The 25,645-nt window shown below is 38.6% G+C and carries 24 protein-coding genes; 17 read left to right on the top strand and 7 right to left on the bottom strand.

Annotated elements, in window-relative coordinates:
* The first annotated feature begins 863 nt into the window (after positions 1-863).
* Entirely contained in the window at positions 864-1,616 is a 753-nt protein-coding gene (rsmG, locus tag EO120_RS08315; protein WP_127135015.1) for a 16S rRNA (guanine(527)-N(7))-methyltransferase RsmG, read from the top strand.
* Between the two features lie 386 nt (positions 1,617-2,002).
* Here rsmG and EO120_RS08310 read toward each other — a convergent pair whose 3' ends face one another.
* From EO120_RS08310 to EO120_RS08300, 3 genes are all read right to left on the bottom strand, one after another.
* Positions 2,003-2,860 (bottom strand): methylenetetrahydrofolate reductase, encoded by an 858-nt coding sequence (locus EO120_RS08310; RefSeq protein WP_127135014.1) that lies wholly within the window; start codon positions 2,858-2,860, stop codon positions 2,003-2,005.
* A 108-nt stretch (positions 2,861-2,968) separates the two neighbouring features.
* Entirely contained in the window at positions 2,969-5,410 is a 2,442-nt protein-coding gene (locus EO120_RS08305; RefSeq protein ID WP_127135013.1) for a homocysteine S-methyltransferase family protein, read from the bottom strand.
* Between the two features lie 222 nt (positions 5,411-5,632).
* A complete protein-coding gene (locus EO120_RS08300) occupies positions 5,633-6,316 on the bottom strand; it encodes a vitamin B12 dependent-methionine synthase activation domain-containing protein (protein WP_127135012.1) in 684 nt (227 codons plus the stop codon).
* Positions 6,317-7,029: 713 nt separating this feature from the next.
* Between EO120_RS08300 and EO120_RS08295 the strand changes: the two genes are divergently transcribed.
* From EO120_RS08295 to EO120_RS08250, 10 genes are all read left to right on the top strand, one after another.
* Positions 7,030-7,800 (top strand): ParA family protein, encoded by a 771-nt coding sequence (locus EO120_RS08295; protein WP_127135011.1) that lies wholly within the window; start codon positions 7,030-7,032, stop codon positions 7,798-7,800.
* A 7-nt stretch (positions 7,801-7,807) separates the two neighbouring features.
* Entirely contained in the window at positions 7,808-8,716 is a 909-nt protein-coding gene (locus tag EO120_RS08290; protein WP_127135010.1) for a ParB/RepB/Spo0J family partition protein, read from the top strand.
* A 176-nt stretch (positions 8,717-8,892) separates the two neighbouring features.
* The gene (gene hydF / locus EO120_RS08285) at positions 8,893-10,203 is read left to right on the top strand and encodes a [FeFe] hydrogenase H-cluster maturation GTPase HydF (RefSeq protein WP_127135009.1); all 1,311 of its coding nucleotides are present in this window, start codon (positions 8,893-8,895) and stop codon (positions 10,201-10,203) included.
* Between the two features lie 12 nt (positions 10,204-10,215).
* Complete coding sequence (locus EO120_RS08280; protein WP_127135008.1) at positions 10,216-10,737, top strand: DUF4446 family protein; 522 nt, start codon at positions 10,216-10,218, stop codon at positions 10,735-10,737.
* Between the two features lie 37 nt (positions 10,738-10,774).
* Positions 10,775-11,713, top strand: a complete 939-nt coding sequence (locus EO120_RS08275; RefSeq protein ID WP_127135016.1) for a M23 family metallopeptidase — start codon at positions 10,775-10,777, stop codon at positions 11,711-11,713.
* Between the two features lie 304 nt (positions 11,714-12,017).
* A complete protein-coding gene (locus EO120_RS08270) occupies positions 12,018-12,596 on the top strand; it encodes a cob(I)yrinic acid a,c-diamide adenosyltransferase (RefSeq protein ID WP_127135007.1) in 579 nt (192 codons plus the stop codon).
* A gap of 12 nt (positions 12,597-12,608) precedes the next feature.
* The gene (locus tag EO120_RS08265; protein WP_127135006.1) at positions 12,609-13,613 is read left to right on the top strand and encodes a hypothetical protein; all 1,005 of its coding nucleotides are present in this window, start codon (positions 12,609-12,611) and stop codon (positions 13,611-13,613) included.
* 24 nt (positions 13,614-13,637) lie between these two features.
* Positions 13,638-14,018, top strand: a complete 381-nt coding sequence (locus EO120_RS08260; RefSeq protein WP_127135005.1) for a GerW family sporulation protein — start codon at positions 13,638-13,640, stop codon at positions 14,016-14,018.
* A gap of 291 nt (positions 14,019-14,309) precedes the next feature.
* On the top strand, positions 14,310-14,768 hold the full coding sequence (locus EO120_RS08255) for an OmpH family outer membrane protein (protein WP_127135004.1): 459 nt from the start codon (positions 14,310-14,312) through the stop codon (positions 14,766-14,768).
* Positions 14,769-14,899: 131 nt separating this feature from the next.
* A complete protein-coding gene (locus EO120_RS08250; protein ID WP_127135003.1) occupies positions 14,900-15,172 on the top strand; it encodes a hypothetical protein in 273 nt (90 codons plus the stop codon).
* A gap of 190 nt (positions 15,173-15,362) precedes the next feature.
* Here the strand turns inward: EO120_RS08250 and EO120_RS08245 are convergent, their stop codons facing one another.
* The 4 genes from EO120_RS08245 to EO120_RS08230 form a co-directional block, all read right to left on the bottom strand.
* Positions 15,363-15,722 carry an MmcQ/YjbR family DNA-binding protein gene (locus EO120_RS08245; RefSeq protein WP_127135002.1) on the bottom strand — a complete coding sequence of 120 codons (360 nt, stop codon included), beginning with the start codon at positions 15,720-15,722 and terminating at the stop codon, positions 15,363-15,365.
* A 229-nt stretch (positions 15,723-15,951) separates the two neighbouring features.
* Positions 15,952-16,236, bottom strand: a complete 285-nt coding sequence (locus EO120_RS08240) for a cupin domain-containing protein (protein WP_127135001.1) — start codon at positions 16,234-16,236, stop codon at positions 15,952-15,954.
* Between the two features lie 674 nt (positions 16,237-16,910).
* On the bottom strand, positions 16,911-17,576 hold the full coding sequence (locus EO120_RS08235; protein WP_127135000.1) for a hypothetical protein: 666 nt from the start codon (positions 17,574-17,576) through the stop codon (positions 16,911-16,913).
* A 118-nt stretch (positions 17,577-17,694) separates the two neighbouring features.
* Positions 17,695-18,738 (bottom strand): DUF1858 domain-containing protein, encoded by a 1,044-nt coding sequence (locus tag EO120_RS08230; protein WP_127134999.1) that lies wholly within the window; start codon positions 18,736-18,738, stop codon positions 17,695-17,697.
* Positions 18,739-19,172: 434 nt separating this feature from the next.
* On the opposite strand from EO120_RS08230, the gene EO120_RS08225 reads away from it, so the two are divergent.
* The 6 genes from EO120_RS08225 (at position 19,173) to dcuC (ending at position 25,145) form a co-directional block, all read left to right on the top strand.
* Positions 19,173-19,379 (top strand): DUF1659 domain-containing protein, encoded by a 207-nt coding sequence (locus EO120_RS08225; RefSeq protein WP_127134998.1) that lies wholly within the window; start codon positions 19,173-19,175, stop codon positions 19,377-19,379.
* 247 nt (positions 19,380-19,626) lie between these two features.
* Positions 19,627-19,848 carry a DUF2922 family protein gene (locus EO120_RS08220; protein WP_127134997.1) on the top strand — a complete coding sequence of 74 codons (222 nt, stop codon included), beginning with the start codon at positions 19,627-19,629 and terminating at the stop codon, positions 19,846-19,848.
* Between the two features lie 391 nt (positions 19,849-20,239).
* The gene (sfsA, locus tag EO120_RS08215; RefSeq protein ID WP_164725739.1) at positions 20,240-21,574 is read left to right on the top strand and encodes a DNA/RNA nuclease SfsA; all 1,335 of its coding nucleotides are present in this window, start codon (positions 20,240-20,242) and stop codon (positions 21,572-21,574) included.
* A gap of 225 nt (positions 21,575-21,799) precedes the next feature.
* On the top strand, positions 21,800-22,234 hold the full coding sequence (locus EO120_RS08210) for a Tat pathway signal protein (protein ID WP_241234921.1): 435 nt from the start codon (positions 21,800-21,802) through the stop codon (positions 22,232-22,234).
* A gap of 277 nt (positions 22,235-22,511) precedes the next feature.
* Positions 22,512-23,672, top strand: a complete 1,161-nt coding sequence (locus EO120_RS08205) for a M20 family metallopeptidase (protein WP_127134996.1) — start codon at positions 22,512-22,514, stop codon at positions 23,670-23,672.
* Positions 23,673-23,783: 111 nt separating this feature from the next.
* Positions 23,784-25,145 (top strand): C4-dicarboxylate transporter DcuC, encoded by a 1,362-nt coding sequence (dcuC, locus tag EO120_RS08200; RefSeq protein ID WP_127134995.1) that lies wholly within the window; start codon positions 23,784-23,786, stop codon positions 25,143-25,145.
* Positions 25,146-25,645 lie beyond the last annotated feature (500 nt).

Genomic DNA, 25,645 nt, shown 5'->3' with positions numbered 1-25,645 from the left:
ATATTACTATGTCTATCTATAAAATACATACAATGTCTATTGGAGAAAAACAAGTTTTATTGTAAGGGTATTAGAAAAATCTAAATGATAATACAGAAATATCACTAAAATTAAAAATAAGAATATTATTAAATCGCGATTTGTAAATGATAATAGATATATGCATTATAGATATAGGTATATATGAAAATTTAGTAAATAGTTTAACAATGTAAATATAGATGATGGTACAGATATAAAAATGTTATGAAGATTAGAGAATGATGGGATATATGATATGTAATAAGAATAGAAAAAGATGTAGCGATTTCTCAATAATTTTATTTTAATGAGAATATATAAAATCCGTTAGTTAATCTGTATATTTTTATTGATAAAATGAGAATGAATGAGAATGTATTATGGATTGTATTATAGTCTAATTTTAAAGCCTATTTGTATTTTGCATTGATCTATACATGGAAATATTTGATGCTATTTGTAATATATCTTTACGAAATTAGCTATTAAAATGAGAATTTACTGAGAATATGGTATACTATACAAATAAAATAACCTTCTTATTTCGCGTATATGCTTATTTTGGGTATTTTGGCATAGAAAATTATACAAATATATAGTAATAGCCCTTATAGGTCAAATTATAACGTTTTATATTTATTAATACTTTCACAAGTATAATACTATTAATGGAAATACAACTTTAGTAAACTAATATAAGCTAATATAAAAGATTCTATAGAATCTCGATTTAGATATAAACATCTATACAGTAAAACTGATATGCAAGATCGCAGATAATGTTACATACGCATATGTGTATGTAGTTGCTAAAATTCTATAGAATTTTACTAGGAGTAATTATGAAAGAAAAATATGATGTGCCTATCGCCAGCGAAGCTGAATTTGTTTCGTATATGATGGATCAAATGGCTTCCTTTGGCCTACCTTGTACGAATCAGCAAGCAAAGGATTTTTATGTGTATTACGTACACATGATTGAAACAAATAAATTTTTGAATCTTACAGGTATTACGGATATGCAAGAGGTTGTGGTGAAACACATGATTGATTCCCTATCTTGTTATGATTCGGCGGTGATGAAACCAGGGTCCACCCTCATCGATGTCGGCACTGGCGCTGGATTTCCAGGTATCCCACTGGCTATTTATGACCGCACATTACAGGTGACACTCTTTGATTCGTTAAAAAAACGTCTGACCTTCCTCGATGAAATTATCGATACATTGAATTTAACCAATTGTACTACTTTGCATGGTCGTGCTGAGGACTTGGCTCATCAGTCTTTCCGTGAAAGTTTTGATATCGCTACTAGTCGCGCTGTGGCACGATTACCTATATTATTGGAATGGACCATGCCTTATGTGAAAGTTGGTGGACATATGATTGCATTAAAAGGTGCCATCTATGAAGAAGAAATCAATGAATCAGGTAAAGCGTTGAAAACACTAAACGGTGAGATCAGTGATATAAAAAAAATAAATTTACCAACATTAGATGATACAAGAGCCGTAGTGTATATAAAGAAAACGGCGAAAACTCCTAAAATATACCCTAGAAAACCTAAGGTCATTAAAGATAATCCTTTAGTGTAGTGTGAATAAGAACTCTTCAAAAAGCTACTGCCTTTGAGTCTAAGATTTGTTGGGTATATACATTAGGTAATGAAAAATAGGTACATCCTTTTTGCTCTATACGCTTAGCGCACTTTCGTGCTACGTACAGTCGCAAAAAAAGGATGTACCTATTTTTTATTATGCGATATATATGAAAAAGCCCCAACAAATCATTATAGATATTTACGGCATAAATATATTTTGAAAAATGAATTACGTAGGCTTTTAGGCCGTAAATGTTGCTGAATGTTTTCGAAGGGTACAACTCTATTCCGCGTTAGAAGCAGATTACTACCATAGTCGCTTGAGCGATACACCTGAATATGATTAGAGTGGATACAACTCTATCTCTAGTTAGAAGCGGATTACACGTGGTCGATGATGTGTAATGTAGTATCTATATCATTGAGTGGCATAATATGTACGCCAGAGGCTATTTTTTTGATTTGTTCTAATGTTTCTATGGCTATTTCTGTACCAGCTTCTTTTCCGCCTTTTTCTACACGGTCAAGGATGTCTTGGGTGAGGCTGATACCAGGCACTTTTTCGTGTAAATAAGTGGCCATTTTAAAGCTTTTAAGAGGGATAAGACCAAGCATAATAGGTATATTGAATTCGCTCATAGCGTCGATGTAGCGTTTTGCTTGTTCAAGGTCGTAAATAGGTTGTGTTTGTACAAAATTAGCGCCATTTGCGATTTTTGCAGCTAGTTTTTGACGTTCTATTTTAAAATCTTCGGCTCCAGGGTTACCTGTAGTACCGATGTAGAAATTTGTTGCCTCTTCTAAATCATTATTAGCCAAGTCTTTGCCTTGGTTTAATGTATGAGCGATGTTTAATAGGCCCATGGAATCTACTTCAAACACAGCTTTTGCAAATGGGTGATCACCATTATCTGGTTTATCGCCAGTTAGGGTGAGAATATTGTTTACGCCTAATGCAGCAGCGCCAAGTAGTTCAGATTGTAAACCGATGATATTGCGATCTCGGCATGTGAGGTGAAATATTGTTTCAATGCCTTTGTTGTGTTGCAATAAATAGGATAGAGAAATAGGACTCATGCGCATTTTTGACATTGGGCTGTCAGCGATATTGATAGCATCAACTTTGCCTTTTAAACGGGCTGCTTGGTCGAATATTTTTTGTGCAGAACTGCTTTTTGGTGGATCTAATTCAACGGTAATGGTGAATTTACCGGATTGATGTTTTTCTCGTAAGGTCATAGAATCTCCTTATAATAGAAAATATATTATGTGATGTTAGTAAAATAGTGTTAGTCACTGCTTTCACTAGCATCACATAGTATGGCATATAAGATTAATAAAAAGATATTATTTCGTTTGTTCTAAAGATTCAAAATAATGGTTTGCATGATTTACTGCAGCAATGCCATCTTTTGCGTATATATCGGCACCTGCTTGGTCTGCGTAATCTTGGGATACTACGGCGCCGCCTACCATAACTTTAGTGCTAAGGCCTGCATCGCGGATGGCAGCAATGGTATTGTCGATTTGTGGCATTGTGGTGGTCATGAGGGAACAAATGCCGACCATAGCAGCTTTGTTATCCTTAATGGCTTGTACGATGACTTCAGGGTCAACGTCCTTGCCGAGGTCGATGATTTTATAACCATTATTTTCTAAGAGGGCAGCGACGATATTTTTCCCTAAATCGTGAATATCTCCTTTTACAGTAGCTACCACAACAGTGCCTTTATCTAGGCTTTCATTGGCTGGAATGATTTCTTTGATAGTGTTGAAAGCAGCCTGCATCGTTTCTGCAGCAAGCATAACTTGTGGCAAGAAGAGTTTGCCGGAACCAAATTTTTCACCTACTACATTCATCGCTTCGGATAAGCCTTTTTTCGTAATATCTAATGGATCGATGCCGCTATCTAATGCTTGTTTTACGAGATCTACAATGGCTTCTTTTTCGCCTTGTTCAACACAGTGACGGATATTGGCTAATGGATCAGAACTGTTAAAGGATGTTTTTTCAGGTCCTTTTGGTGCCACATTGCCAGGAGCTGTAGTTTCATCTTCATAACCGTATTCTTTGATGAATTCTGCAGAACCAGGATCCCAACCTAGCAATGTGGTGCTAGATACGAATGCCTTTTTCGCTGCATAATTTAATGGATTCATGATTGGCGTAGTAAGACCAGAGGCGAGTGCCATAGTGAGGAATTGTCCATTTAGATATGGACGTTGAGGCATACCAAAGGAAATATTAGATAGTCCCATCACTGTAGGGAAAGCAAATTTTTCTTTATATAAACGCAATGTTTTCAAAGTTTGACGAGCGCTGTCTTCGCCACTAGCTAATGTTAATACTAATGGGTCTAATAATAAATCGTGATCGGTAAGGCCATATTCATAGGCACGGTTTACGATGCTTTCAGCCAAGGCAACGCGTTTTTCCGCAGTTTCCGGCAAATCACCACTAGAAATTGGCAAGCATAGGAGCGCCGCACCATAGCGTTTTGCTAAAGGCATAACATGAGTAATAGAATCTTCTTCGCCATTTACAGAATTGATGAGGGCACGACCTGGATAGTTTTTGAGAGCTGCTTCCATAGCAATTGGATCTAATGTATCGATGGATAATGGAGTTTCCACGAGCATGGACAACTCAAAAATAGCTTTTTCCATCAATGGCGTTTGATCCATGCCTGCTACACCCATGTTCACGTCAAGAATATCGGCACCTGCTTCGACTTGGTCCAATGCATCACGTTTAACGCGAATGAAGGAACCATCGCGCAATTCTTGAGCCAATACCTTACGACCTGTAGGATTAATGCGTTCACCGATAATGAGCGGTTTTACATTGTGTCCTAATTCAACTAATTTTGTACGGCTTGTAATAAATGTTTTAGGTTTCACATATGCACGAGGTTTTGGCGTATGTCCTTTTACCGCATCTGCAATAGATTTTATATGAGCTGGTGTACTGCCACAGCAGCCACCTACATAGGTGGCACCAGCATCTACGATAGGAATCATGAGTGGTCCCATTTCTTCAGCTGTTAATGGGAATACTGTTTGTTTATTGATGAGCTGTGGCATACCTGCATTTGGTTGGCAGATAATTGGCAAATTCGTTACACTTGCGATTTTTTCGATGAGCGGTGTAATTTGTTCAGGGCCTAAGGAACAGTTAATACCAATAATATCAGCACCTAATGCGTCTACGATAATAGCTGCTACATCTGGTGGTGTACCAGTAATAGTACGACCGTCTTCACTGAAAGAAAATTGACAAATCACTTGTACGTCATCTTTTGTTTTTCCTGCTGCTTTGCGGGCATCTAGAGAAGCCAATAGGGCAGCGCGCATTTCTTGTACATCGATAATGGTTTCGATAATAATGAAATCAACGCCACCTTCGATGAGCGCATCTGCTTGCTCACGGTAGGTATTGTAAATATCATCAAAACTCATATTGCCTAATGGTTTTAAGAAACGACCTGTGGGCCCCATAGAACCAGCTACACGAGCTTCTGGTTTTGTTTCTGCAATAGCCTCTTTAGCAATTTTTACAGCAGCTATATTGATTTCTCGTACACGGTCTTGTAAATCATAGTCCTCTAATTTTAGACCGCATGCACCAAATGTATTAGTAGTAATAATATCACTGCCGCTTTTCAAATATTGTATGTGAATATCCTTCATCACTTCAGGGCGTTCCACATTATATAATTCAGGGCAATATCCTTCTTCAAGACCTGCTGCTTGTAACATTGTGCCCGTAGCACCGTCAAAAATATACATAACACACTTCCTAACTATCATCCAAATTTATACGTGTTTTTTATGAAAGTTATTGCTAGATATTTATTGCTAGAATAACTTAGTTTGTATTTATATGATTTACTCAATTTTTGTTTGATTCAATCATTTTATTATAGATATTGTTTCTATCATTAAACTCCAAATGTTTCACGTGAAACATTTGGAGAGTCTTAATTTAATATAATGATGCTTCCTATACTATTATTTATTTTCTAATGTGGGTAATTTGCGCGATGTACAATCTTTTTGTGAACAAGATGTACAGCCCCGTTTAGTAGCAATGTCTTCATCACCTGGCATTAAACCAATGATAGCCGTAACGGATTTTCGAGGAAATAATAAGAAGTTTTCTGTTACCTCTAATCCTATTTGATCTGTTTTAATAATGTTTGCTAACTCTTTCTGCACCTCTAGTGGCCAATTACCATAACCGGGACTAAAACGCCATGTCGGTTTGTACCCTTGCTTTTTAGCAACAGTATTGATGATTTCATTTACTTGATCCGCTATTTGTTCTACTGCTGTAGTAGCCGCTGCATCTAATAATAAACCTACTGTATAATTGCCTTGTTTAAATAATTGTTCGCTACGCACTTCTACGTCTTCACCAACGGTAACAGCCATAACATACACTTTTGTAGATTTCTCTAAATGCTTTTCTATGACAGAACCTTCAATTTGTAGAGGTGGATTACTGAGTATGGTCTTGTTTTCAGCATCATAATCATACTCTTGATACACACCTTTAGGGGTAGCTAATAATTGAATTTCCTTACAAGCTTCGTCGATAAATTGTTGAGGAAAATCTTCTGCGTGGCGCAGTCCTGCGTATCGCTTTACCTCAGATTTATCTATTATCGGAAGCATTCCGTTATAAATGGGCATGTGAACGCCTCCTTTTGATTACAATTAACTATAATTTGATTTAGTAGGGATAAACATATTCTATATTCAATTGCTTGTTATATAGTTTATTAATATAAATTAGTAGGGATGTATTTTATATTCAATTATTTATCATACCGTTCACTAATTTAAATTAACAGGGATAAAATTTTTACACTTAGTTTTCTACCTACTATTGATTAATGTTAATACATGGCAGGGATAAAATTTTATACCAATTGTTTATCATAGTGGTTGTTAATTTACATACATATTGTTAAGTCTATGTAATATTTATTCCTAGTAAACTACTGTCTTTTAATAGTATAAAAAATAACTATATTCACTGTAAAGGTTTTGACCAGCTATAACCATATATAATTTAACACCACCTATCCATAGATAAAAGCTATATACAAACATTAAAGAAGTTAAAGTTTTTAAAATCATTACTTTGATAAAAATAAGGGAATAAATATTCAACTAAAGAAAAATACGTGTATTAATTTTTGAAACTATTGAAATATTTTGTTTTAGACGTATTGAAATGTTTAATTTTGGAAATTACTCAAATGTTTCACGTGAAACATTTTATTTGTTTTGATGATTCTGCTCAGTACTAAGATGTTTACATAGAAAAGTTCTATATATTTAATAATGCTTATGATATAATGAAATGAATTATTTTTGAACGAAAAGGCGGGGTGAATTTTGTGGGTAAAGTAATAGCTATAACCAATCAAAAAGGTGGTGTCGGCAAGACGACAACTTCTGTTAATCTCAGCGCTTGTTTAGCTGATGCTGGTAAAAAAGTATTGATGATTGATCTTGATCCGCAAGGTAATGCCACGTCTGGTTTAGGCATTGATAAAGAAGAACTAGAAAATTGTATTCACGATGTCATCATTGATGGGTTAGATATTAAGGCTATCATTCAACCGACAATGTTGAAAAAATTATTTGTAGCACCTGCTACTATACAATTGGCTGGTGCTGAGGTGGAATTAGTTTCCATTGTTTCACGTGAAACAATGTTAAAAAAAGCCCTTGCTTCTATACGTGATGAATATGATTTCATTATCATTGATTGCCCACCATCCCTTGGCTTACTGACATTAAATGCTTTTACAGCGGCAGATAGTGTATTGATTCCCATTCAAACGGAATTTTATGCATTGGAAGGTGTTAGCCAACTAATTAAGACTGTTAAAATCGTACAGCAAACATCGAATAAGAGTCTTGAAATTGAAGGTGTATTGCTCACTATGTATGATGGTCGCACTAATCTGTCTATTCAGGTAGCTGATGAAGTAAAACAATTCTTTGGTGCTGATGTGTATAAAACTATTATTCCTCGTAACGTACGGCTTAGTGAGGCTCCTAGTTATGGAGAACCTATCATTATATATGACCCAAAATCTAAGGGTGCTGTAGTATACACTAAATTAGCGAAAGAAGTGATTAAGAATTCTAAAAAGGGGTGAGGTGTGTATGGCAGTAAAACAAAAAAAGGAACGTAAAACATTAGCTGCTATGATGGGTGAAGAATCTATTAATAATGCATTACCTAGTCGAGAAATTCACGAATTGTCAATTTCGGAGATTGTCGTTAATGGGGATCAACCGCGTAAGCATTTTGATGAACAAAGTTTAGCGTCTTTGGCGGAATCTGTGAAAAACCTAGGTATTTTCCAACCTATCGTGGTGCGTAAACAGAACAATAAATACCAAATCGTTGCTGGTGAAAGAAGATATCGCGCCGCTCTTATGGCTGGTCTTGAAACCGTGCCAGTAGTAGTGAAAAACTACAATACAGAAGAAATGACAGAAGTAGCTTTGGTAGAAAATTTACAACGGGAAGGTTTAGATCCTATTGAAGAAGCATTGGCATACCAAGGTTTGATGAATACTTATAAACAAACACAAGAAATGATTGCTGTTCGGTTAGGTAAGAGTCGTTCTTATATTGCGAATATGATGCGATTGTTAAAATTATCTGCATCTGTTCAAAAAGATCTCATTGAAGGTGATTTAACAGTAGGTCAAGCACGACCGTTATTAGCTTTACGCAGCGGAGCACAACAAACGGAAGCGGCTGAAAAAATTAAAGAAGGTGAACTCAGTGCGCGCCAAGCTGAACAGCTTGTTAAATCTATGATGGGGAAACAATCTAAGACGGTAAAAGAAAATCCTCATGATACAGCAGAAGTACGAGCGTTGGTAGATAAATTGAAACTGACATTAGGTTCTCCAGTGTCTATCAAATTCCGTAACGGTAAACAGGTGCAAGGAAAAATTGAAATTGCTTTTAGCTCTGAAGATGAATTAACACGACTCATCTCTTTTATGGAATCTCAAGAATTTGCTGGCGAAGATGAAACAATGGAGTTTCGAGTTTAGTGTATAATAGAAATATAAGCGTAGCCATTAGGCTACGTTTTCACTATATTATGAATGTAATACCTGTATATGGTATAGGAATTAATGTTTATATAGTAATTTATAATTAGATTGAGTCTGTTGAGGACTTGAGATTACTAACTAATTATATTGTTAATAAATAGAATGGAATCACTATGGAACAAACACCTAAGGCAAACCGCGTACATATAGGATTTTTTGGCCGTTGTAACGCTGGTAAGTCTACATTAATTAATATGTTGACAGATCAATCGGTGTCGCTCGTGTCCGATGTGGCGGGAACGACGACGGATCCAGTGAGTAAATCAATGGAAATTCTTCCTCTTGGGCCTGTGGTTATTACCGATACGGCAGGTATCGATGATACATCGGAATTGGGTATGTTACGAGTAGAGAAAACTAAAGAGGTAATTAAGAAAATCAACCTCGCCGTTTATGTGTTGCGTACTGATATTGCGCCAACAGCTGACGATATGATGTGGCTCGAAACATTGCAGAAAAATAATGTACCTATTGCGTTATTTGTTAATGAGATTGCAGGAGCAGATACATTCTTAGATAGTAGTGAAGTATCTTCGATTAATAATGAAGTTTCTTCGACTAATAATGAAGTATCTACTGATGATAAAATAGGACTTGGTGAAACTTATATCCATACCTATCCTGAACTTGGACAATTGGCCACAGTTGTAGGATATACTGATTTTTCTAAGAATAGGGATCGTTTAGTGTTACTCGATTTATTAGGTGGACTAACACCTCTTGATGTAGAAGGGGAGCAAAGCTTATTACAAGGTTTAGTAGAACCAGGGGATGCTATTATTCTCGTGTGCCCTATTGATTCTGCAGCGCCAAAAGGACGACTCATTTTGCCACAGGTACAGACAATACGGGAAATTTTGGACTATCAAGGTTTGGCATTAGTATGTCAAACTGAAGAATTGCCTACTATGTTAGCGAAGCTTTCACAAAAACCAAAACTAGTTATTTGCGATTCACAAGCATTTGGCCGCGTTAATGAGCTGACGACAGCGGACATTCCATTAACATCATTTTCTATATTAATGGCACGATTCAAGGGGAAGTTACAAGATTTGGTAGCCGGTGTGAAAGCTATTAACACTCTCAAGCCTGGATCTAAAGTGCTCATTAGTGAAGGATGTACCCATCGCCGTCAATGCGATGATATTGGCACTGTCAAAATTCCTATGTGGCTCGAAAAGCAAGGATATACTGATTTAGATATGACTTTCACTAGTGGTGGTGCATTTCCTAAGGATGTTAGTGAGTATGACCTCATCATCCATTGTGGTGCTTGTATGTTGACTAGACGCGAGGTATTGCGTCGTATTGATGTGGCAGTGGTGCAGGGAACGCCTATTGTAAATTATGGTGTACTCATTGCGGGGTTACATGGTATACTAGAACGTGCTATTAGTCCATTTTTGGACGAATTAGAACAATAGAAGGGAGCCTATATGTTAGAATCATTACAGCCGTATATTGGCGTATTAGGATTTGCATTGGCCATTATTGTCTTAGTGTATTGTATACTATTACATATTCGCCTCAGCAGTTTGACGAAGAAATATAATTTTTTCATGGAAGGTGAAAATGGTGCCAGTATTGAACGTAAATTATCTGTAGAAATCACGGAAATTCGCGATGCTGCTCAAGGTTTACAAACAATGATTGCTGAACAAGCGCAAATCCGTGGTATTCAAAGCAATACTTTGCAAAAAATTGGTTTTAAAAAATATAATGCTTTTGAAAATATTGGAAACGACCTGTCCTTTTCTCTTACTTTGCTAGACGGTAACAACAATGGCGTCTGTATTTCTAGTATTTATGGACGCAGTGAATCTCGTATTTTCAGCAAACCTATTGTGAAAGGAAAAAGTCTTGTTAATCTTTCACAAGAAGAATTAGAAAGTCTCAACGAAGCTCTTGGTGAACGAACCAATGAAGAGGCTTTGGCTAGTTCGATACATGTAAAATAATGAAATTAAAGGAATTATTATCGTGAAATTACCAACTATGATGCAATCTATGATTGCTGACGATGGTGAAAGATACACCTTGCAAATGACCCATAAACAGGGCAAAATCGCCTGCGCTATTATTGCTACTCTTGTGATAGTATCGTTGATTTTGACCATTTGGGGCATAGCACGCCAAGTAGAAATTGTGCAATTACGTCAACAAACACAGTTGCAAACGGAACAATTAAAACTGTTACAACAAAAAACAGAGGTATTGGATAAGAAAATCCAAAACTTGAATCAAATAAGTGAAGAAAATAAACAAATGTTAAAGGGGGCTGAAACAGGTACACCATCTCAAGGCGGTGGTGATGGTTCAGACCCAAAGCAACCAGCCGCTGATAGTGAAGTGAGTCCCACGGTAACGGCGGCACAATTATCGGCTCGATTATCGAGACTAGACAAAGATGCGCAAAAATTATTAGTATCATTTTATACGATGCGTAATATATTGCGTGATGGTGGGGCTCAAGACATCGCTGCATTACAACAATTAAATTATGCTGCAGGATCTGGTGGTTATAGTAATAGCACAACGCCAAGTATTTGGCCTAGCAAAGGTGTTATTACATCCCCATATGGGTCAAGGGTTGACCCAGTTACAGGTTCTACCAGTGCTTTCCACGAAGGTATAGATATTGCTGATGATTATGGTACACCAATCGTAGCTACTGCTAGTGGTGTTGTTACCTTCGCAGGTTACACCGATGGTGGATATGGTAACCTTGTGGAAATTGATCATGGCAATGGATTTGTTACAAGATACGGCCACAATAGCGCCGTTGTTGTTACTGTAGGGATGACCGTAAAACAAGGGCAAATGATTGCCGCTATGGGCAGTACAGGGAAAAGCACAGGAGCACACGTGCATTACGAAGTGCGGGTAAATGGCACACCTGTGGATCCTATGGTATTTTTACCTATTAGCAATTAAATATACTCTGAGGGCAGGACGGCGGCGCCGTCTTGCCTTTCACTATGGATTGGTATTTTTACTTATTAACAATACATGTTAATTGTAGAAAAGGGCTGGTCCTCAAAAAATGAATTGCACCCTACCGAAGGTAGGATTAGTGCTCCTGAATTTTTTGGGGACCGGTCCTTTTCTCATATGAAATAGTTAATTGCTAATACGTAAAAATATAAGCCCATAAGAAATCAATGTAAAATATAGTTGCATATATGTCATTTTATGTATGCATATGCTATAATGAATGTATATGAACGGAGGTATATCTATGAAGGCCTATGTACAAGTTTATACCGGCGAAGGCAAGGGAAAAACGACTGCTGCCATTGGCCTCGCTATCCGTGCTATTGGTGCGGGCAAAAAGGTTTTATTTTTGCAGTTTATGAAGTCTAAAGTATATAGTGAACATAATATTTTGCCGTCTCTTACCAATTTAACTCTCGAAACTGTAGGCAAGCCATTTTTCATTAGTAAAGAAGGCATGAAAAGTAAAGAAGAGCTTGCTAAATGGGGAGATGAGGTGGTTGTATTTGAGTCTGGAAATCCACCAAAGGATTATGTAGCCCTCATCGAAAAAGGATATAATCGTGCACTTGAAGCTATTCAAAGTGGTGATTACGATTTAGTCATTCTTGATGAATATAATATGGCATTATTTTTTGAATTAGTTAGTTGGAAACAAACAGAGCAATTGTTGAAAGCTAGGAATCTTCAAACGGAACTCGTTTTCACAGGTCGCGGTGCTCCTCAGGAACTCATTGATGCTGCTGATTTAGTAACGGAAATGAAGGAAATTAAACACTATTACCTTCAAGGCGTTATGGCCCGCAAGGGCATCGAAAGCTAGGAGGTGATGTGGTTGAGTACAATCGCTATTGTGGCACTTATTATTGTGCTAATCATCGTAGCGCTCATTATGATAATTCTGTTAACGCCGATTACCTATAGTTTTGAATGTAACGGTCGCACGCCGTACAGAGCAGAACTGTCGGTGCAATGGTTATGGCGCGTATTGAAATTACATGTAGCGTATTTGCAGGGAAAACCATTTTTTAAGGAATTCTATTGGCTGGGTCAATTGAAAATTGGTCCTGTGAAAGATTATGAACAGTGGTTAGAGCAGCGTGTTGATGATGAGTATCAGCGGGCTATGGATGATATTGAAAAAGACCCCATGACGGCGCAGGCAGAGGCGATGATGCAGGCTATGACTGGAACGGGTCAAACTGGTTCTGGCCCTACGGCGGGTACTACTATTGGTACTGCTGGTGAAAGTATAGACGACGTGCAGGCTAAAACCGCCGATGATGAAGTGGTTTCCAAAATCACATTTAATGCTGATGGTTCTGTGAAGGAAAAGGTATTTACTAAAGTCAAAGGTATCAAAGAATCTGTAAAGGAACGATTCCAAGAACCAGATCCAAACGATCCGGTAGCTAGTTTCAAATCCCAAATTCCTACCTTTTGGTTTATGAAACACCTTACCAATACAGAATTGTGGCGCCAATTATTGATAGTGTCTAAACGATGCTATGACCATTCTAAACCGCGTGATATTGCTATCGAAGGTCGTATTGGTGTCGGTGATCCGTATAAAGGTGGCATTTTGGCAGGTATGCTGTACAGTATTTGGCCAGAACAAGCGGAGGATATAGAAATCGACTACTTACAATGGCATTTAGAGGGGAGTGGTCACATCAAAGGGCGTATCGTACTTGGCGTGCTCGCGTGGCATGGCACACGATTCGTGCTTTCACAACCAATGCGTGCATTAATCGCTGAAACGATACGCGTATTGTGGGTGAAACGCAAAGAAGCTAAGCAATTAGAAAAACTCAAAGCTGAACAAGCTATGCAGTCATAATTTTACATCAGTGGAGGTACTACGATGGAGAACAGTAATGTAAAAGAAAATTTGGAAGTCCTTTTTGAGAAATTCAAAAATATGATTAAGGTGGAAACTGTAGTAGGCGAAGCGGTGCAAATCGGCGATACTACATTGGTACCATTTGTAGACGTAACATTTGGTTTTGGTACTGGAACGAATCATAACAGCGCTAATAATAAACACGAATGTGGCGGCGGTGGCGGTGGTGCCCGTATGGAACCAAGTGCGATTCTCGTAATCAAAGGAGAACGCATCGAATTGTTTAATATCAAAGGTAATCCATACAGCAGTAGTTTTGAACGCCTCATCGGTTTGGTGCCTGACCTTGTGTCTAAATTGAAATCCGATAAATATATTTATATTAATGACGAAGAACATTAATATACTTTGATAATAAAAATATATGCAATGCATATTACATATATTTAAAACCTAGGATGCTTACACTTGTAGTGGAGGCTAGGTTGATATATATGTTGGTAGATAAGGGTTTATGATGAATTCATGGGCCCTTATTATTATTTAATAGTGTACAATTTAAATGATATATGCTATATTAAATCTGTGATACTATGCTTTCCGTTCCTCTTGTGAAAGCAAGTATTATTTGATATAGTAAAAAGAGTACGTTTTGCCTTTGCAAAGCACACTATATATTGAGGAGGATCTCAGATGAAATTGACTAAAAAATTGACAACATTGGCTATCGTAGGTGCTATCTCCGCTACCACTGCAGTGGCAAGCGCAGCTAACATTGGTTTGGTTCAAATGAGTCAAGTTGTAAATAGCTACCCTGGATATGGCGCTCTTGATATGCAAATGCAAAGAGTAGACGCTCAATACCGTCCACAAATCGAGAAAAAAATGCAAGAAATTGATAAAATTAAAGATCAAGCTCAAGCAGAAGCGGAATTTAACAAATCCGTAGCTCCATTGTTGAAAAAAGAAAATGAAGAAATGAATAAAATTGCAGAACCAATGATGCAAAATATTCATAACACTATTGAAGCTATCCGAGTAGAGAAAAAAATGGACGTTGTCCTAGATGATCCATATACAATCCGTGCAGCTGATACCAATAGTCATATTGAAAATATTACAGACGAAGTTATAAAACGTCTAAAAAAATAATTCACTATCCTGTATAGGTAGGAGTTAATAGACCCCTTCAAAAAAGTTCCATTACGTTTAACAGCCTTTAGCTTGTGTAAAGTCACTTTTTGAAGGGGTCTATTGTTTAGATTTTTATGGGAGATGAAATTATGAATGTAACACTTATGACAGCACATAGTGCATCACGTATGATTGGTACATTATGTTTATTGGGCGGTGTGATGGCCTATAATCCGACAACGGTTTTTGCCGCTTCGCAGCCGAAAGACTTGAGCTACTATGTAGACCCTGACGAAGCACAAGAACAACTTGATTTAGATGACTCAGAAGAAGTCTTTGACTCCGAAGTTGATGAAGACGATTTTGATTATGAAGATGTGGAGAATACGGATTATTTTGAAAATGAAGACGAAGAGTATTAAATCAATTTAATACTGTATAGTCAAGGGCAGTGGCCCTAATGGCATTGTAACTACAGGGGAAATACAGGGGAAATACAGGGGAAACGAAAACGGACGATTCTAAAAATCGTCCGTTTTTGTTTTATGTTAGAGGATAGTTTTATATTTTATATTAGGGAATCATTTTATATGTATCGATGATAGTTAGTATTTATTTGGCTGTTAACCGAAAACTCATGTCTAGCAGCATTTTAATGGTTTGATCAGATGCGGTGCCGTCCAAAGCTATAGTTAACCAATGGGCCTTGCTCATGTGATAGGCACGGTAAATACCAGGTTCTTTGGTGAAACTCCCAATCATGGTAGGGTCACATTTAACATTCAATACATCTAACATTGCTGTTGATGAAAGTCCTAATTTATCACTACTAATATTCATAACTAAAGCAAACCATTTTCGATTTGACTGATGACGATACACCATATAATTTGGTAATGTAACCCACGGATAATCCGTTTCAATAGAACTAAACTGTGTATTAATATAAGTTTGCAACTCATCTCTTGTCATAGGAATACCTTCTTTCTGTGGATTCATTGTACCATTATTTATGTCTTGTCATATATGTATATTGAATTATATATTGTTAGAAATATACGAATTTATAACCTAATGAATTAAGTAGAGTATATAGTTTAAATAAAAAAACGGACGATTTTAAAATCGTCCGTTTTTGTTTCATCCTTTTAGAGTATATCTTTCTAGTCTTATTGTTTTGATACTCTATTTTGATACGCTATTAAGGCTTAGTAATCAAATTTACGACAAACTCACTATCTTCTACAAGCGTTGCTTGTATATAATTATCGCCATCAAATTCAAGCACTTGCCCTGGTACGAGTACATGCTCTTCTGTTTCGTTCAAGAATACTTGTACCTTACCTTTTACTACCGTGAAAATGACATTGGCTTCTGGGTGATTATGTTTTTCTACTTTCTCACCCGCAACGCCGCCTTTTTTCACGATTACATAATTCTCACCTTTATATAATAAACCTAATTCTGCTTTCACAACACCAGCCATAATAGACCTCCTTATACTATTTGTTTATATACACTTGTTACTATGAGTAACTTGTTACCTTATGAGTACATTATAAATGAAACTCATTTTTAATGCGGTATCCATAGCTACAGTTTTATCCTTTTTTCCCTATACACTTTGTCGCGATTCTGAACCCCTTGTACAACCGATGATAAGTGCGAGGAGGCTTTTCCATACGATACAACGGGTGTAATCGCTAATGAGATAGAAGATGCTAGAATAAAACCGCCTTCTGTTGTCAATGACTGGTGCTAATAAAAATATACCGATATGAAAGCTGTATTATTATTTCTTTTGATTTGTTGGGACTAATTCATATATAAAGTATAATGAAAAAATAGATACCCCCTTTTCCGCGACTTTATCCTCACTGTGGATTTCGTTACACGAAATCTTACGTTCGGAATTAAGTGATGTGTGGACCTCATGCGTCGCTACGCTCCTCTGCTGCCTCACACCCTACTTATACGTAAGCCGAAGGTGCGTTAAGCGTATGGAGCGAAAAGGGGGTATCTATTTTTTATTACTTACATTATGTAATTGTTCACGCCCAACAAATCATAAAATATAAGGGCCTTGAATCGGTATATTTTTATTGTACTACTAAACTGTTTTATATAAGGCGGTTTTATCTGCATTGATATATATTAGACTTACACCCGTTGTATCGTATATAAACGTTGTGCGCCATCATCGGTTGTAAGGAGTTCAAATTCCGGCGCTATTTCTTTGACAAACGCTTCGAACCATGTTTGATATGCTAATTGCATGAATTGTGGATCTACGCCTGCGGTACGCCAATAAGGGGATTGCAATTTGTGGTCGCCTACCCATGTGAATGTATCGGCTGTATCTTCTACGATTTGGTCGCCGCCATCGCATGGCATACCGTTTACATAGAAATTTTGCAATGCATTGTAAATGCTAGGAGCATTCACGTCTTCCAAACTTTCTTTTGCCACTGTGCCACAGGCTTTACCTTGTACAGCAAAGGCATCGAGAATAGCTGCTACTACGAGGACTGCGTCGTCACCGGAGTTGGTATCTAACATATCTTTAATGAAAGCTGCTTCGCGAACGGATGCGACGTTGATTTGACCAGATAGCCAGCCGTGAATATTGTTATGGTCGATAATATCTTCTAATGGTGTGGCTGCGTCGATAGGTGCACCGTAAGTATCGATAGATATTTCATGTAATTCATCAGCTAAATCATCTACTACACGGCGTGTTTTTTCGAGAATGAGATTTTCTCGTTCTACCAATAATTGAATTTTTTTATATAACCAATAATGAATGTGACCTAAAAATGCGGACATATTAACTCTCCTTTACGCAACTAGGCGCCACAGCAATATGCTGTGGCGTCTTATATATATTCTTTTACAGCGTACTTCTCATATGTATAAGTAAATACCCTTTATAGACCTAATAGGACTAAGCACCTTTTCGTGCATCTTCTAATTTTTGCACTAAATCATATACATTAACACCGTGGATTTCAGCGGCTTGCCATAATGGTTCAGCCGTAGCAGATGGGCAACCGAGACAGCCCATGCCGATGCTTTGTAATACAGGCACCACATTAGGGTACGTGTCTACAATATCACGAATGATAGTATTTTCTGTAATCGGTGCGCCTGGTTCTAAACGAGGAACTGCCACCTCTGTGTCATTGCCACGACCTGGTAGGTTTACCACTGGTTCGTTATTATTTTTAGCAGCTGTGTTATTAGCTGCGGTATTGTTTGCCACAGCATAACCGCCATTAGGAGCTACGCCAAAAGCATTAGTAGAGGAGCTTTCACCAACGATAGCGCCATCGAAACCGTCAAGCACGGCATGTTTGAAAGCCTCTAATCCAATGCGGTCGATGAATTCGCCCATGCGTTCGATTTGGGCATTTGCTTTGTAGAATTCGATGATGCGATCCACGAGAGCGAGAGCCTCTTTTTCGGTAGTGACGGATGCGATGAAATCGCCGATGCGAGGGTGGGCGCCGCCACTGCCACCAGCGTACACATTCCAGCCCTCAACAGTACCGATAACGCCTACATCTTTCATAACGCTTTCAGAACAAGAATTAGGGCAACCAGATACACCGATTTTCATTTTGCTTGGCATTTCTTTAGAAATGTATTTCCGTTCGATTTGCATACCTAATTTTACGCTATCTTGTTTAGCCCGTTTGCAGAATGTCGTACCAGGGCAAATTTTTACGCTGCGTACGCGATTAGATACAGTATGTGCTGGTTCCATACCAAGCATCTCCCATGCCTTATCCACATCTTCAGCTTTTAAATTCGTAATCATAATGCGTTGGCTGCCAGTTAATTTCAAAACTGCACCAAATGTATTCGCCACTTCAATATATTTTTGTAATTGGTCTGGTTGAATAAACCCAGCCGGAATGCGTGGTGTTATGGCGTACCGACGTTGACCATTTTTAATTCGTTGTAAATTGCCTGCAATTTGTGCCATTATTATCCTCTCTAACTGGAACCACGATGGTTCTCATACTATTGTTTTCTGTGAAAGTTTCTATTGTACTATCGCGCTCGTTGCTTGTATATATGTATGAATTGGCAACGGCACTAATAGCTCGTTATCTTGTGGTGTTACCATTAACGAGTAGGTCCTTAGGAACCTTATGTACTAAGTATAATACATTTTTCTAAAAAATAATGTGCTCCAAGCAACAAATTTTAATAAAATGTTTCACGTGAAACTTTACATTGTGTATAGTAGACTTATTGATGCACTTACATGCTACAATTTTACACACCAATTACGACCTTAACTATTCAGTTAGGGTCGTTTTTTCACGTCTAATATTTCTTTTACACTAATTGCATCCAAAGGAGGTTGTTTTTTGGCTGTTTTGGGAATGTATAAGGGTGAAAGGAGGTGATCAGATGTCTGAACTGAAGCGCACTAAATTAGTGTTACGTTTTAATGTCGGTACGGAAGAAAAACCGAAATACAAAGACGTCACTTTCACCCGTGTAGCCGAAGAAGCTACTGATGATGCGGTTAAAATCGTAGGTAACGCCTTGGCGGCATTGTACGACCATGACGTAGTCGATGTATTCCGCATTAACGAAGTGTCCTTAGGTCGATAAGGGGTTCCCTTATTCCTATCCTTGTGGATATGAAGAACTGTATCCTTAGGTCGATAAGGAATTTCACTCATTCCCATCCCTGCGGATATGAAATTATTGCCTATAGCCTTGAGTACCTATGCTGTGCCTCACATATGTATTCACTTTGTAGATAGTATGCATCTGTGTTTGCTCAGTAAATATGAGGTTTGTATGGCGTATCCGTAAAATATCCCAATTCTATTGTTATAAGAAAGGAGTGCCCAACATGGCTGATAAACGTGTGGTATATCTTAAATTTACTACAGCGGATGGTAAAAGCACATCAATCACAATTAGTGGACCTCGCGCTGGCCTTACTTTGGCGGAAGCTCAAGCAGCAGCTACAGCGTTAGTGGATAATAAAGTTATCCTTGGTTCTGGTGATGCGCAATTGGCTGCTTTCACCAGCGCAAGCGAAGTGACAACACATACTGAAGAATTGCATTAAGTTGTCATTCTGAATAATCATAGGGGGAGCATTGATATCATCGTTACTATGATAGATGACATATTGATTTTCTATTATAGATAGCACATGGATTCTCTATTATAGATAGCACATGGATTCTCTATGGCTAGATGGTACATTGACTCTCTATTGGTGTAATTATTAATACAGTCTGTACTAGGATTCGGAACACTAGTGTAGACAGTTGATTACGAATACAATCTTATGCTCGCCTATATGTAGTGGCGAGTCATACACATTACTTATCACCTTTGTACATATAATAGACATATGGATTATGCTATTTATATGTATCCTCCTAAGAGGACCGTTCACGAGAGCGGTCCTTTTTGTTGTATAATAACATATATTAATTCATATAGGAGGAACGATGAAGGTTCTATACGATACAATTGTGAAAGCGACGTATGTGTCACGTCCCAATCGATTTGTGGTGAATGTTCAGTTGCTTGGTGCAGAGGACTGCTCTGATAGTCATACTGAGGCAGCTGATACAATGACGATTCCGATGAACAAACAAGGGGTGGCACAGGATGATACTGTGATTGTTGGTAATAGTGAAACTGTACTGGCTCATTTACCAAATCCCGGACGCATGTGGGAATTGTTATTCCCTGGTGTGGTGATGTATTTGGTACTTCATGACAAGCCTGATGCAAAAACGAAATACCGTGTAGTCGGCATTGAGCGGGACGGTCAAGTGATTATGTTGGATACGAATTACAGCAATGATGTGGCACAACATCTCATAGAAAACAAACTAATTCCTGAGTGGGAACAGTGGCGCGTAGTACGTCGTGAATATACGGTGGGTAAATCTCGGTTTGATTTGCTCCTCACCAATGATGAAGGAGAGGAATTTTTATTAGAAGTTAAATCTTGTACACTATTCTCCGACCATGGTGCCATGTTCCCTGATGCTATTACAGAGCGAGGCCGAAAGCATTTGTTGCACCTTCGTGAGTTACAAGATGAAGGGTACCATACAGGCGTTTTGTTCCTCGTACAGTGGGATCGGGCACAGTGGTTCTTGCCAGATTACCATACAGATTTAGCTTTTGCAAAAACATTCCAAGAAGTGGCACCACTTCTTGATTGGAAAGCGGTAGCTGTAGCGTGGGATGAGACTTTCACCATGCCTAATGTAGCCCACGAATGTATGTATCCTGCGCACGTATTAGATAGAGAAGCCTATGATGAGGGCGTGTACATTATGGTTATGCATCTCGGTGAAGATAAGGATATCGAGATTGGGTCTAAAGGACTGATGCATTTCCGAAAAGGGTACTATATGTACGTCGGTTCCGCTAAAGCGAATTTGACAAAACGCATGGAACGTCATACACGAAAACGTAAGAAAATGCACTGGCATCTCGATTATTTCCGCAGCCATTGCGAGGTGATTGCTGGCGTTCCTATTCGCACTAGCGGCTATCCTCTCGAAATGTGGGGTATGATTCACGAATCGTATCCGTCCATGCCATCTATGCTGGATTCTAATAACAAAACTAGCGTTGAATGCGCCCTTGCGGACGCCATCCGTGTCATCGCTGAATGGTCTGTGCCACAATTCGGTTCCTCTGATTGTTATTGTGAAAGTCACCTCTTCGGCATGTCCCAGAACCCGATACATACTAAGGCATTTATGGACGTAGTGGAAGAATTTAGAATGAATCAGTTGGATGCTATTGTTCGTATAGTATAAGTGGGGATAAATAGTGGTTGCTTTAATTACAATATTCTTTTAGATGATGTTGCTGAAAGTATTACTTGATAGTTGCTACCTTTTGAGATGCATAGAAATCGATTCATTTTTTGAGCATTCATGCTATGGTCGGGAGTGAGTAAAACCCTATATGGTATAATATCAATAGTATACAAATAATTAGATTGTTTACATCAGAGCTTAACATACGATATAGGAGGATATATGTTACAACGTTTATTATGCGCCTTTATGGTGATGGTAGTTTGTATAGGTTTTGCAATGCCCGTAGCAGAGGCACGTCAAGATGTGTATGCGTACACATACCATGGAAATAATTGGTATGTGGATCAAGATTCTATTCGCAATAACACGTCGGATGGATTATTACATTATACGGTATATACTATGGTGGGGCTTCGTTATGATGTGGCCAGTGGTAGTGAGTATTATAATGCGGATGTGTTCTATCACGACCAAAAATTATCTACTGAAAGTGGACAGTTGTTGTATAAAAACCCTGGTATATTAGCGGCAAATCGCATGGCAAGACAATTGCAAAAGAATGCACCAAAAGCACCTGTTAACTCTATTAGTGCTGACACGTCTACAGGTACATCTGCTAATATAGGTAGTGTTAAAACAGCTGGTATAAAATAACTAGTTAGTGGGTTCTATTTAGCACTACAGCCACAATAAAACCTATGATTTTTATTCAATTGACAAATTATTTACCTTCATACATTATATGTATGAAGGTATTTTTGTATGAATATGTTACAGTATACATGGGGCGTTTTTTGCCCTAGTGGGGTGAGTTGTATTTGTGTTGCTCATAATTTTATTATAGGGCTATGAGAACAGTGGTACAATAGGTTTAGCATCCTGTAGACTGAACTTTCACCATAGTCATACGTTTTGTTGGTAAGGAGGACATATGAGTCAATTGTTACAAGAGATTGAGTCGTTGCGGCGGCCCATGAAGGAGTTGAATGATTTTTTCTTTGACCATCCAGAGCTTGGCAATGAGGAGTTTCTGGCGCATGGCAAGTTGACGGAGTTATTGGAAGGTGAAGGGTTCACTGTAGAACGTGAGGTGAGCGGTCTCAAAACGGCGTTTCGTGCGATTTATGATGTGGCTGGTGGTGGTCCAAAAATTGGATTGTTATGTGAATATGATGCCCTCGAAGGTTTAGGTCACGCTTGTGGTCATAATTTGCAAGGCCCATCTATTTGTGCTGCTGCTATCGGTTTGAAACGGACTTTGACTGCACCGTGTACAATCGTTGTAATTGGTACACCTGCAGAGGAGACGGCTAGCGGTAAACTAGTGATGGCGAAAGATAATGTGTTTGATGATTTAGCGGTAGCTTTCATGATGCACGGCAGCGACACAACTACGGTGGATGGAAAATCACTGGCGCTCAATTTGGTGAATATTAAATTCCACGGTAAATCGGCGCATGCTGCTATTGCGCCAGAAAAGGGGATTAGTGCCCTTGATGCGGTGTTGTTGTTCTTTAATGGCATGGAATATTTGCGTGAACATGTGCCTACAGAGGTGCGCATGCACGGCATCATTACGGACGGTGGCAAGGCGGCGAACATAGTACCTGATTATGCTTGCACCCAATGGTACATCCGTTCGTCCAGTCGTATTCGCCTCAATGAGGTAGTGGACCGTGTGAAACAGGTGGCTCAAGGTGCGGCTATGCAGGTAGGGGCGACGATGGAATGGGACGAGGTGAAAGCCTACGACAACAAGGTGAATGTGCAGACCCTCAATGATATTCTCCTCAAAAATGCGGAGAAAGTAGGGGCTCCTGAGATTTCTGAACCTCGTAAGGTAACAGGTTCCACTGATTTTTCCAGCGTTACGTTCCGCGTACCTGGCGCATGTTTGCGAGTTAAATTCGTAGGCAAAGGCGTGACGAGTCATTCCCAAGAATGGTTAGATAATGGGAAAACGCAACTGGCAGAGGATGCTATCATGTACGGTGCCAAAGGCATTGCATTGACAGTAGAGGAAATTCTCACCACACCAGGTTTATTGGAGAAAATCCAAGCTGATTTCCAAGAGTCTAAATCGAATTATTAATAGTATGATGTTATTATGATAAGTATCGTTGTTCATGGATCTGATGGTAGGTGTTTACATATAAGCATCACCGCGACATAGAATAACGATTGTCCCACGTGGGAGGTATGTATGAATTTATTACTGTGTGCCATTGTCATCGTTATTACCGGTTCGTTGGTTATCAAGAAATTTAAAGCCCAAACAGTATTGTTGTTAGGCGGTCTTATTATGATGTTTGGCGCTTATTTACTTGGGTATACTACAGAATTTGTAGAAGCGAAAAAATCCACAGGCGTTCTTTTCTTTGATGCTTTTGAGTGGATTAATATAACAACCGCTAAAGATGCGGCGAACCTCGGTCTTATGATTATGACCTGTACAGGTTTTGCGAAATACATGGACCACATTGGTGCCAGCTCACGCCTAGTAACGACGGCGATACGCCCATTGTCCAAGATGAAATCCCCTTATTTGGTGTTATCCCTTACTTTCATCATCAACATGTTCATGTCCCTCGTTATCCCTAGCGCATCTGGTTTGGCGATGCTCATGATGGTAACGATTTTCCCTATCCTTGTGCGTCTTGGTGTAAGTCCTGTAGGGGCGGCAGCAGCGGTGGCAACTGGTCATTTACTAGATATTGGCCCTGCATCAGCGACGAGCTTACTAGTGGCGAAAACAGTTAATATGCCAATTCATGAATATTTTGTTGGTTATCAGTTGAAAGTATATGTTATCTGCGGTCTTGTAGCGGCGGTGACTCATTATTTCTGGCAACAATATATGGATAAAAAATCAGGTCATGTACCTGCGCAATATGTGGAGGAACACAAAGGTGACGATCTCGAAGTAGGACCTTGGCCGTATATTTTCTTACCTTTGTTACCGCTTATATTCATTCTCGGGTTTAGCGAATACGCTATCCAAGGTGTAAAAATGAATGTGAACCTTGCTATGTTCTTGAGTTTATTTATTGCTATGGGCTGTGAACTCATTCGCCATCGCGATTTCCGCAAAATGGCAGCTTCCATTCAAACCTTTTTCAAAGGCATGGGCGATCAATTCGCTAGCACTGTAACCCTCATCGTGGCAGGTGAAACATTTGCATTCGGTCTTACATCTCTCGGCATTGTGAAAGAATTTGCTACATCTATCCAAAGTTGGGCTATTACAGCAGATATAGTGGCAGTTATTGTATCTGTTATTATCGTCGCACTTAGTGTTGTGATGGGTTCTGGTGTGGCATCCATGTTCGCCTTTGCCCCATTAGTACCAAACTTTGCCAAAGAACTAGGCGGCAATGCGGTAACTATGCTATTAGGCATGCAAAATGCTGCATCCGTAGGTCGACTATTGAGCCCTATTAGCGCCGTTATGATCGCCGTGGCGGGCATTGCGAACATCTCTAGCTTTGACCTTGTGAAACGTACATCCGTGCCGGTCATCATGACGTTCATTACTAGCACTATCTGTATTTTGATTTTTCACTAGTGGATTTTGACTTAGGTGTATAGGGCAAAAGGAGTTGGTTTTTGTCCTATACATTTTGAATTAGCTACTATATTGAAAGCTCTGTTGTTTGAGCTAAAAAAACTCCTATTAGATGTATGAGTCTAATAGGAGTTTTTTGTTTGCCCAGTAGGTGTGTATTTGTATATTTCTATAATATGCTCCTTATTGTATCGCATATTAGTTCTAGGTATAATAATATTAGATAGCTAGATTGAGGTCGGGCCTCTCTTCGTTGTATGAAGGGAGGGAGATACTATGAGTGCCTTTGAAATCATTACGATTGTCCTTGGGATATTGACCGTAGTCTTTTCCTTTGGAGCATTAATAGCTTTTATTTGTCTCAATAAAGGCAAATAGCCCTTCGTTACCTAGCGTAATTAGGCTTATAGGACAAAAGGTGTTGGTTTTTAATCCCATGAAGAATTGAAACTTTTATCATAAAAGTGTAAATCACTCCAAACAATAGCATCACCCCATGT

The sequence above is a fragment of the Veillonella caviae genome (assembly GCF_003992125.1).
GTDB lineage: Bacteria > Bacillota > Negativicutes > Veillonellales > Veillonellaceae > Veillonella > Veillonella caviae.
Note: the sequence above shows the minus strand (reverse complement) of the source record. Positions and strands in the feature narration are given on the sequence as shown.

Bases quoted from the DNA above. Each gene is read 5' to 3' on its own strand.
- rsmG (WP_127135015.1), top strand. From the start codon at position 864: ATGAAAGAAAAATATGATGTGCCTATCGCCAGCGAAGCTGAATTTGTT.
- EO120_RS08310 (WP_127135014.1), bottom strand. From the start codon at position 2,860: ATGACCTTACGAGAAAAACATCAATCCGGTAAATTCACCATTACCGTT.
- EO120_RS08305 (WP_127135013.1), bottom strand. From the start codon at position 5,410: ATGTATATTTTTGACGGTGCTACGGGCACAATGTTACAAGCAGCAGGT.
- EO120_RS08300 (WP_127135012.1), bottom strand. From the start codon at position 6,316: ATGCCCATTTATAACGGAATGCTTCCGATAATAGATAAATCTGAGGTA.
- EO120_RS08290 (WP_127135010.1), top strand. From the start codon at position 7,808: ATGGCAGTAAAACAAAAAAAGGAACGTAAAACATTAGCTGCTATGATG.
- hydF (WP_127135009.1), top strand. From the start codon at position 8,893: ATGGAACAAACACCTAAGGCAAACCGCGTACATATAGGATTTTTTGGC.
- EO120_RS08280 (WP_127135008.1), top strand. From the start codon at position 10,216: ATGTTAGAATCATTACAGCCGTATATTGGCGTATTAGGATTTGCATTG.
- EO120_RS08275 (WP_127135016.1), top strand. From the start codon at position 10,775: ATGATGCAATCTATGATTGCTGACGATGGTGAAAGATACACCTTGCAA.
- EO120_RS08270 (WP_127135007.1), top strand. From the start codon at position 12,018: ATGAAGGCCTATGTACAAGTTTATACCGGCGAAGGCAAGGGAAAAACG.
- EO120_RS08260 (WP_127135005.1), top strand. From the start codon at position 13,638: ATGGAGAACAGTAATGTAAAAGAAAATTTGGAAGTCCTTTTTGAGAAA.
- EO120_RS08255 (WP_127135004.1), top strand. From the start codon at position 14,310: ATGAAATTGACTAAAAAATTGACAACATTGGCTATCGTAGGTGCTATC.
- EO120_RS08250 (WP_127135003.1), top strand. From the start codon at position 14,900: ATGAATGTAACACTTATGACAGCACATAGTGCATCACGTATGATTGGT.
- EO120_RS08245 (WP_127135002.1), bottom strand. From the start codon at position 15,722: ATGACAAGAGATGAGTTGCAAACTTATATTAATACACAGTTTAGTTCT.
- EO120_RS08240 (WP_127135001.1), bottom strand. From the start codon at position 16,236: ATGGCTGGTGTTGTGAAAGCAGAATTAGGTTTATTATATAAAGGTGAG.
- EO120_RS08235 (WP_127135000.1), bottom strand. From the start codon at position 17,576: ATGTCCGCATTTTTAGGTCACATTCATTATTGGTTATATAAAAAAATT.
- EO120_RS08230 (WP_127134999.1), bottom strand. From the start codon at position 18,738: ATGGCACAAATTGCAGGCAATTTACAACGAATTAAAAATGGTCAACGT.
- EO120_RS08225 (WP_127134998.1), top strand. From the start codon at position 19,173: ATGTCTGAACTGAAGCGCACTAAATTAGTGTTACGTTTTAATGTCGGT.
- EO120_RS08220 (WP_127134997.1), top strand. From the start codon at position 19,627: ATGGCTGATAAACGTGTGGTATATCTTAAATTTACTACAGCGGATGGT.
- sfsA (WP_164725739.1), top strand. From the start codon at position 20,240: ATGAAGGTTCTATACGATACAATTGTGAAAGCGACGTATGTGTCACGT.
- EO120_RS08210 (WP_241234921.1), top strand. From the start codon at position 21,800: ATGTTACAACGTTTATTATGCGCCTTTATGGTGATGGTAGTTTGTATA.
- EO120_RS08205 (WP_127134996.1), top strand. From the start codon at position 22,512: ATGAGTCAATTGTTACAAGAGATTGAGTCGTTGCGGCGGCCCATGAAG.
- dcuC (WP_127134995.1), top strand. From the start codon at position 23,784: ATGAATTTATTACTGTGTGCCATTGTCATCGTTATTACCGGTTCGTTG.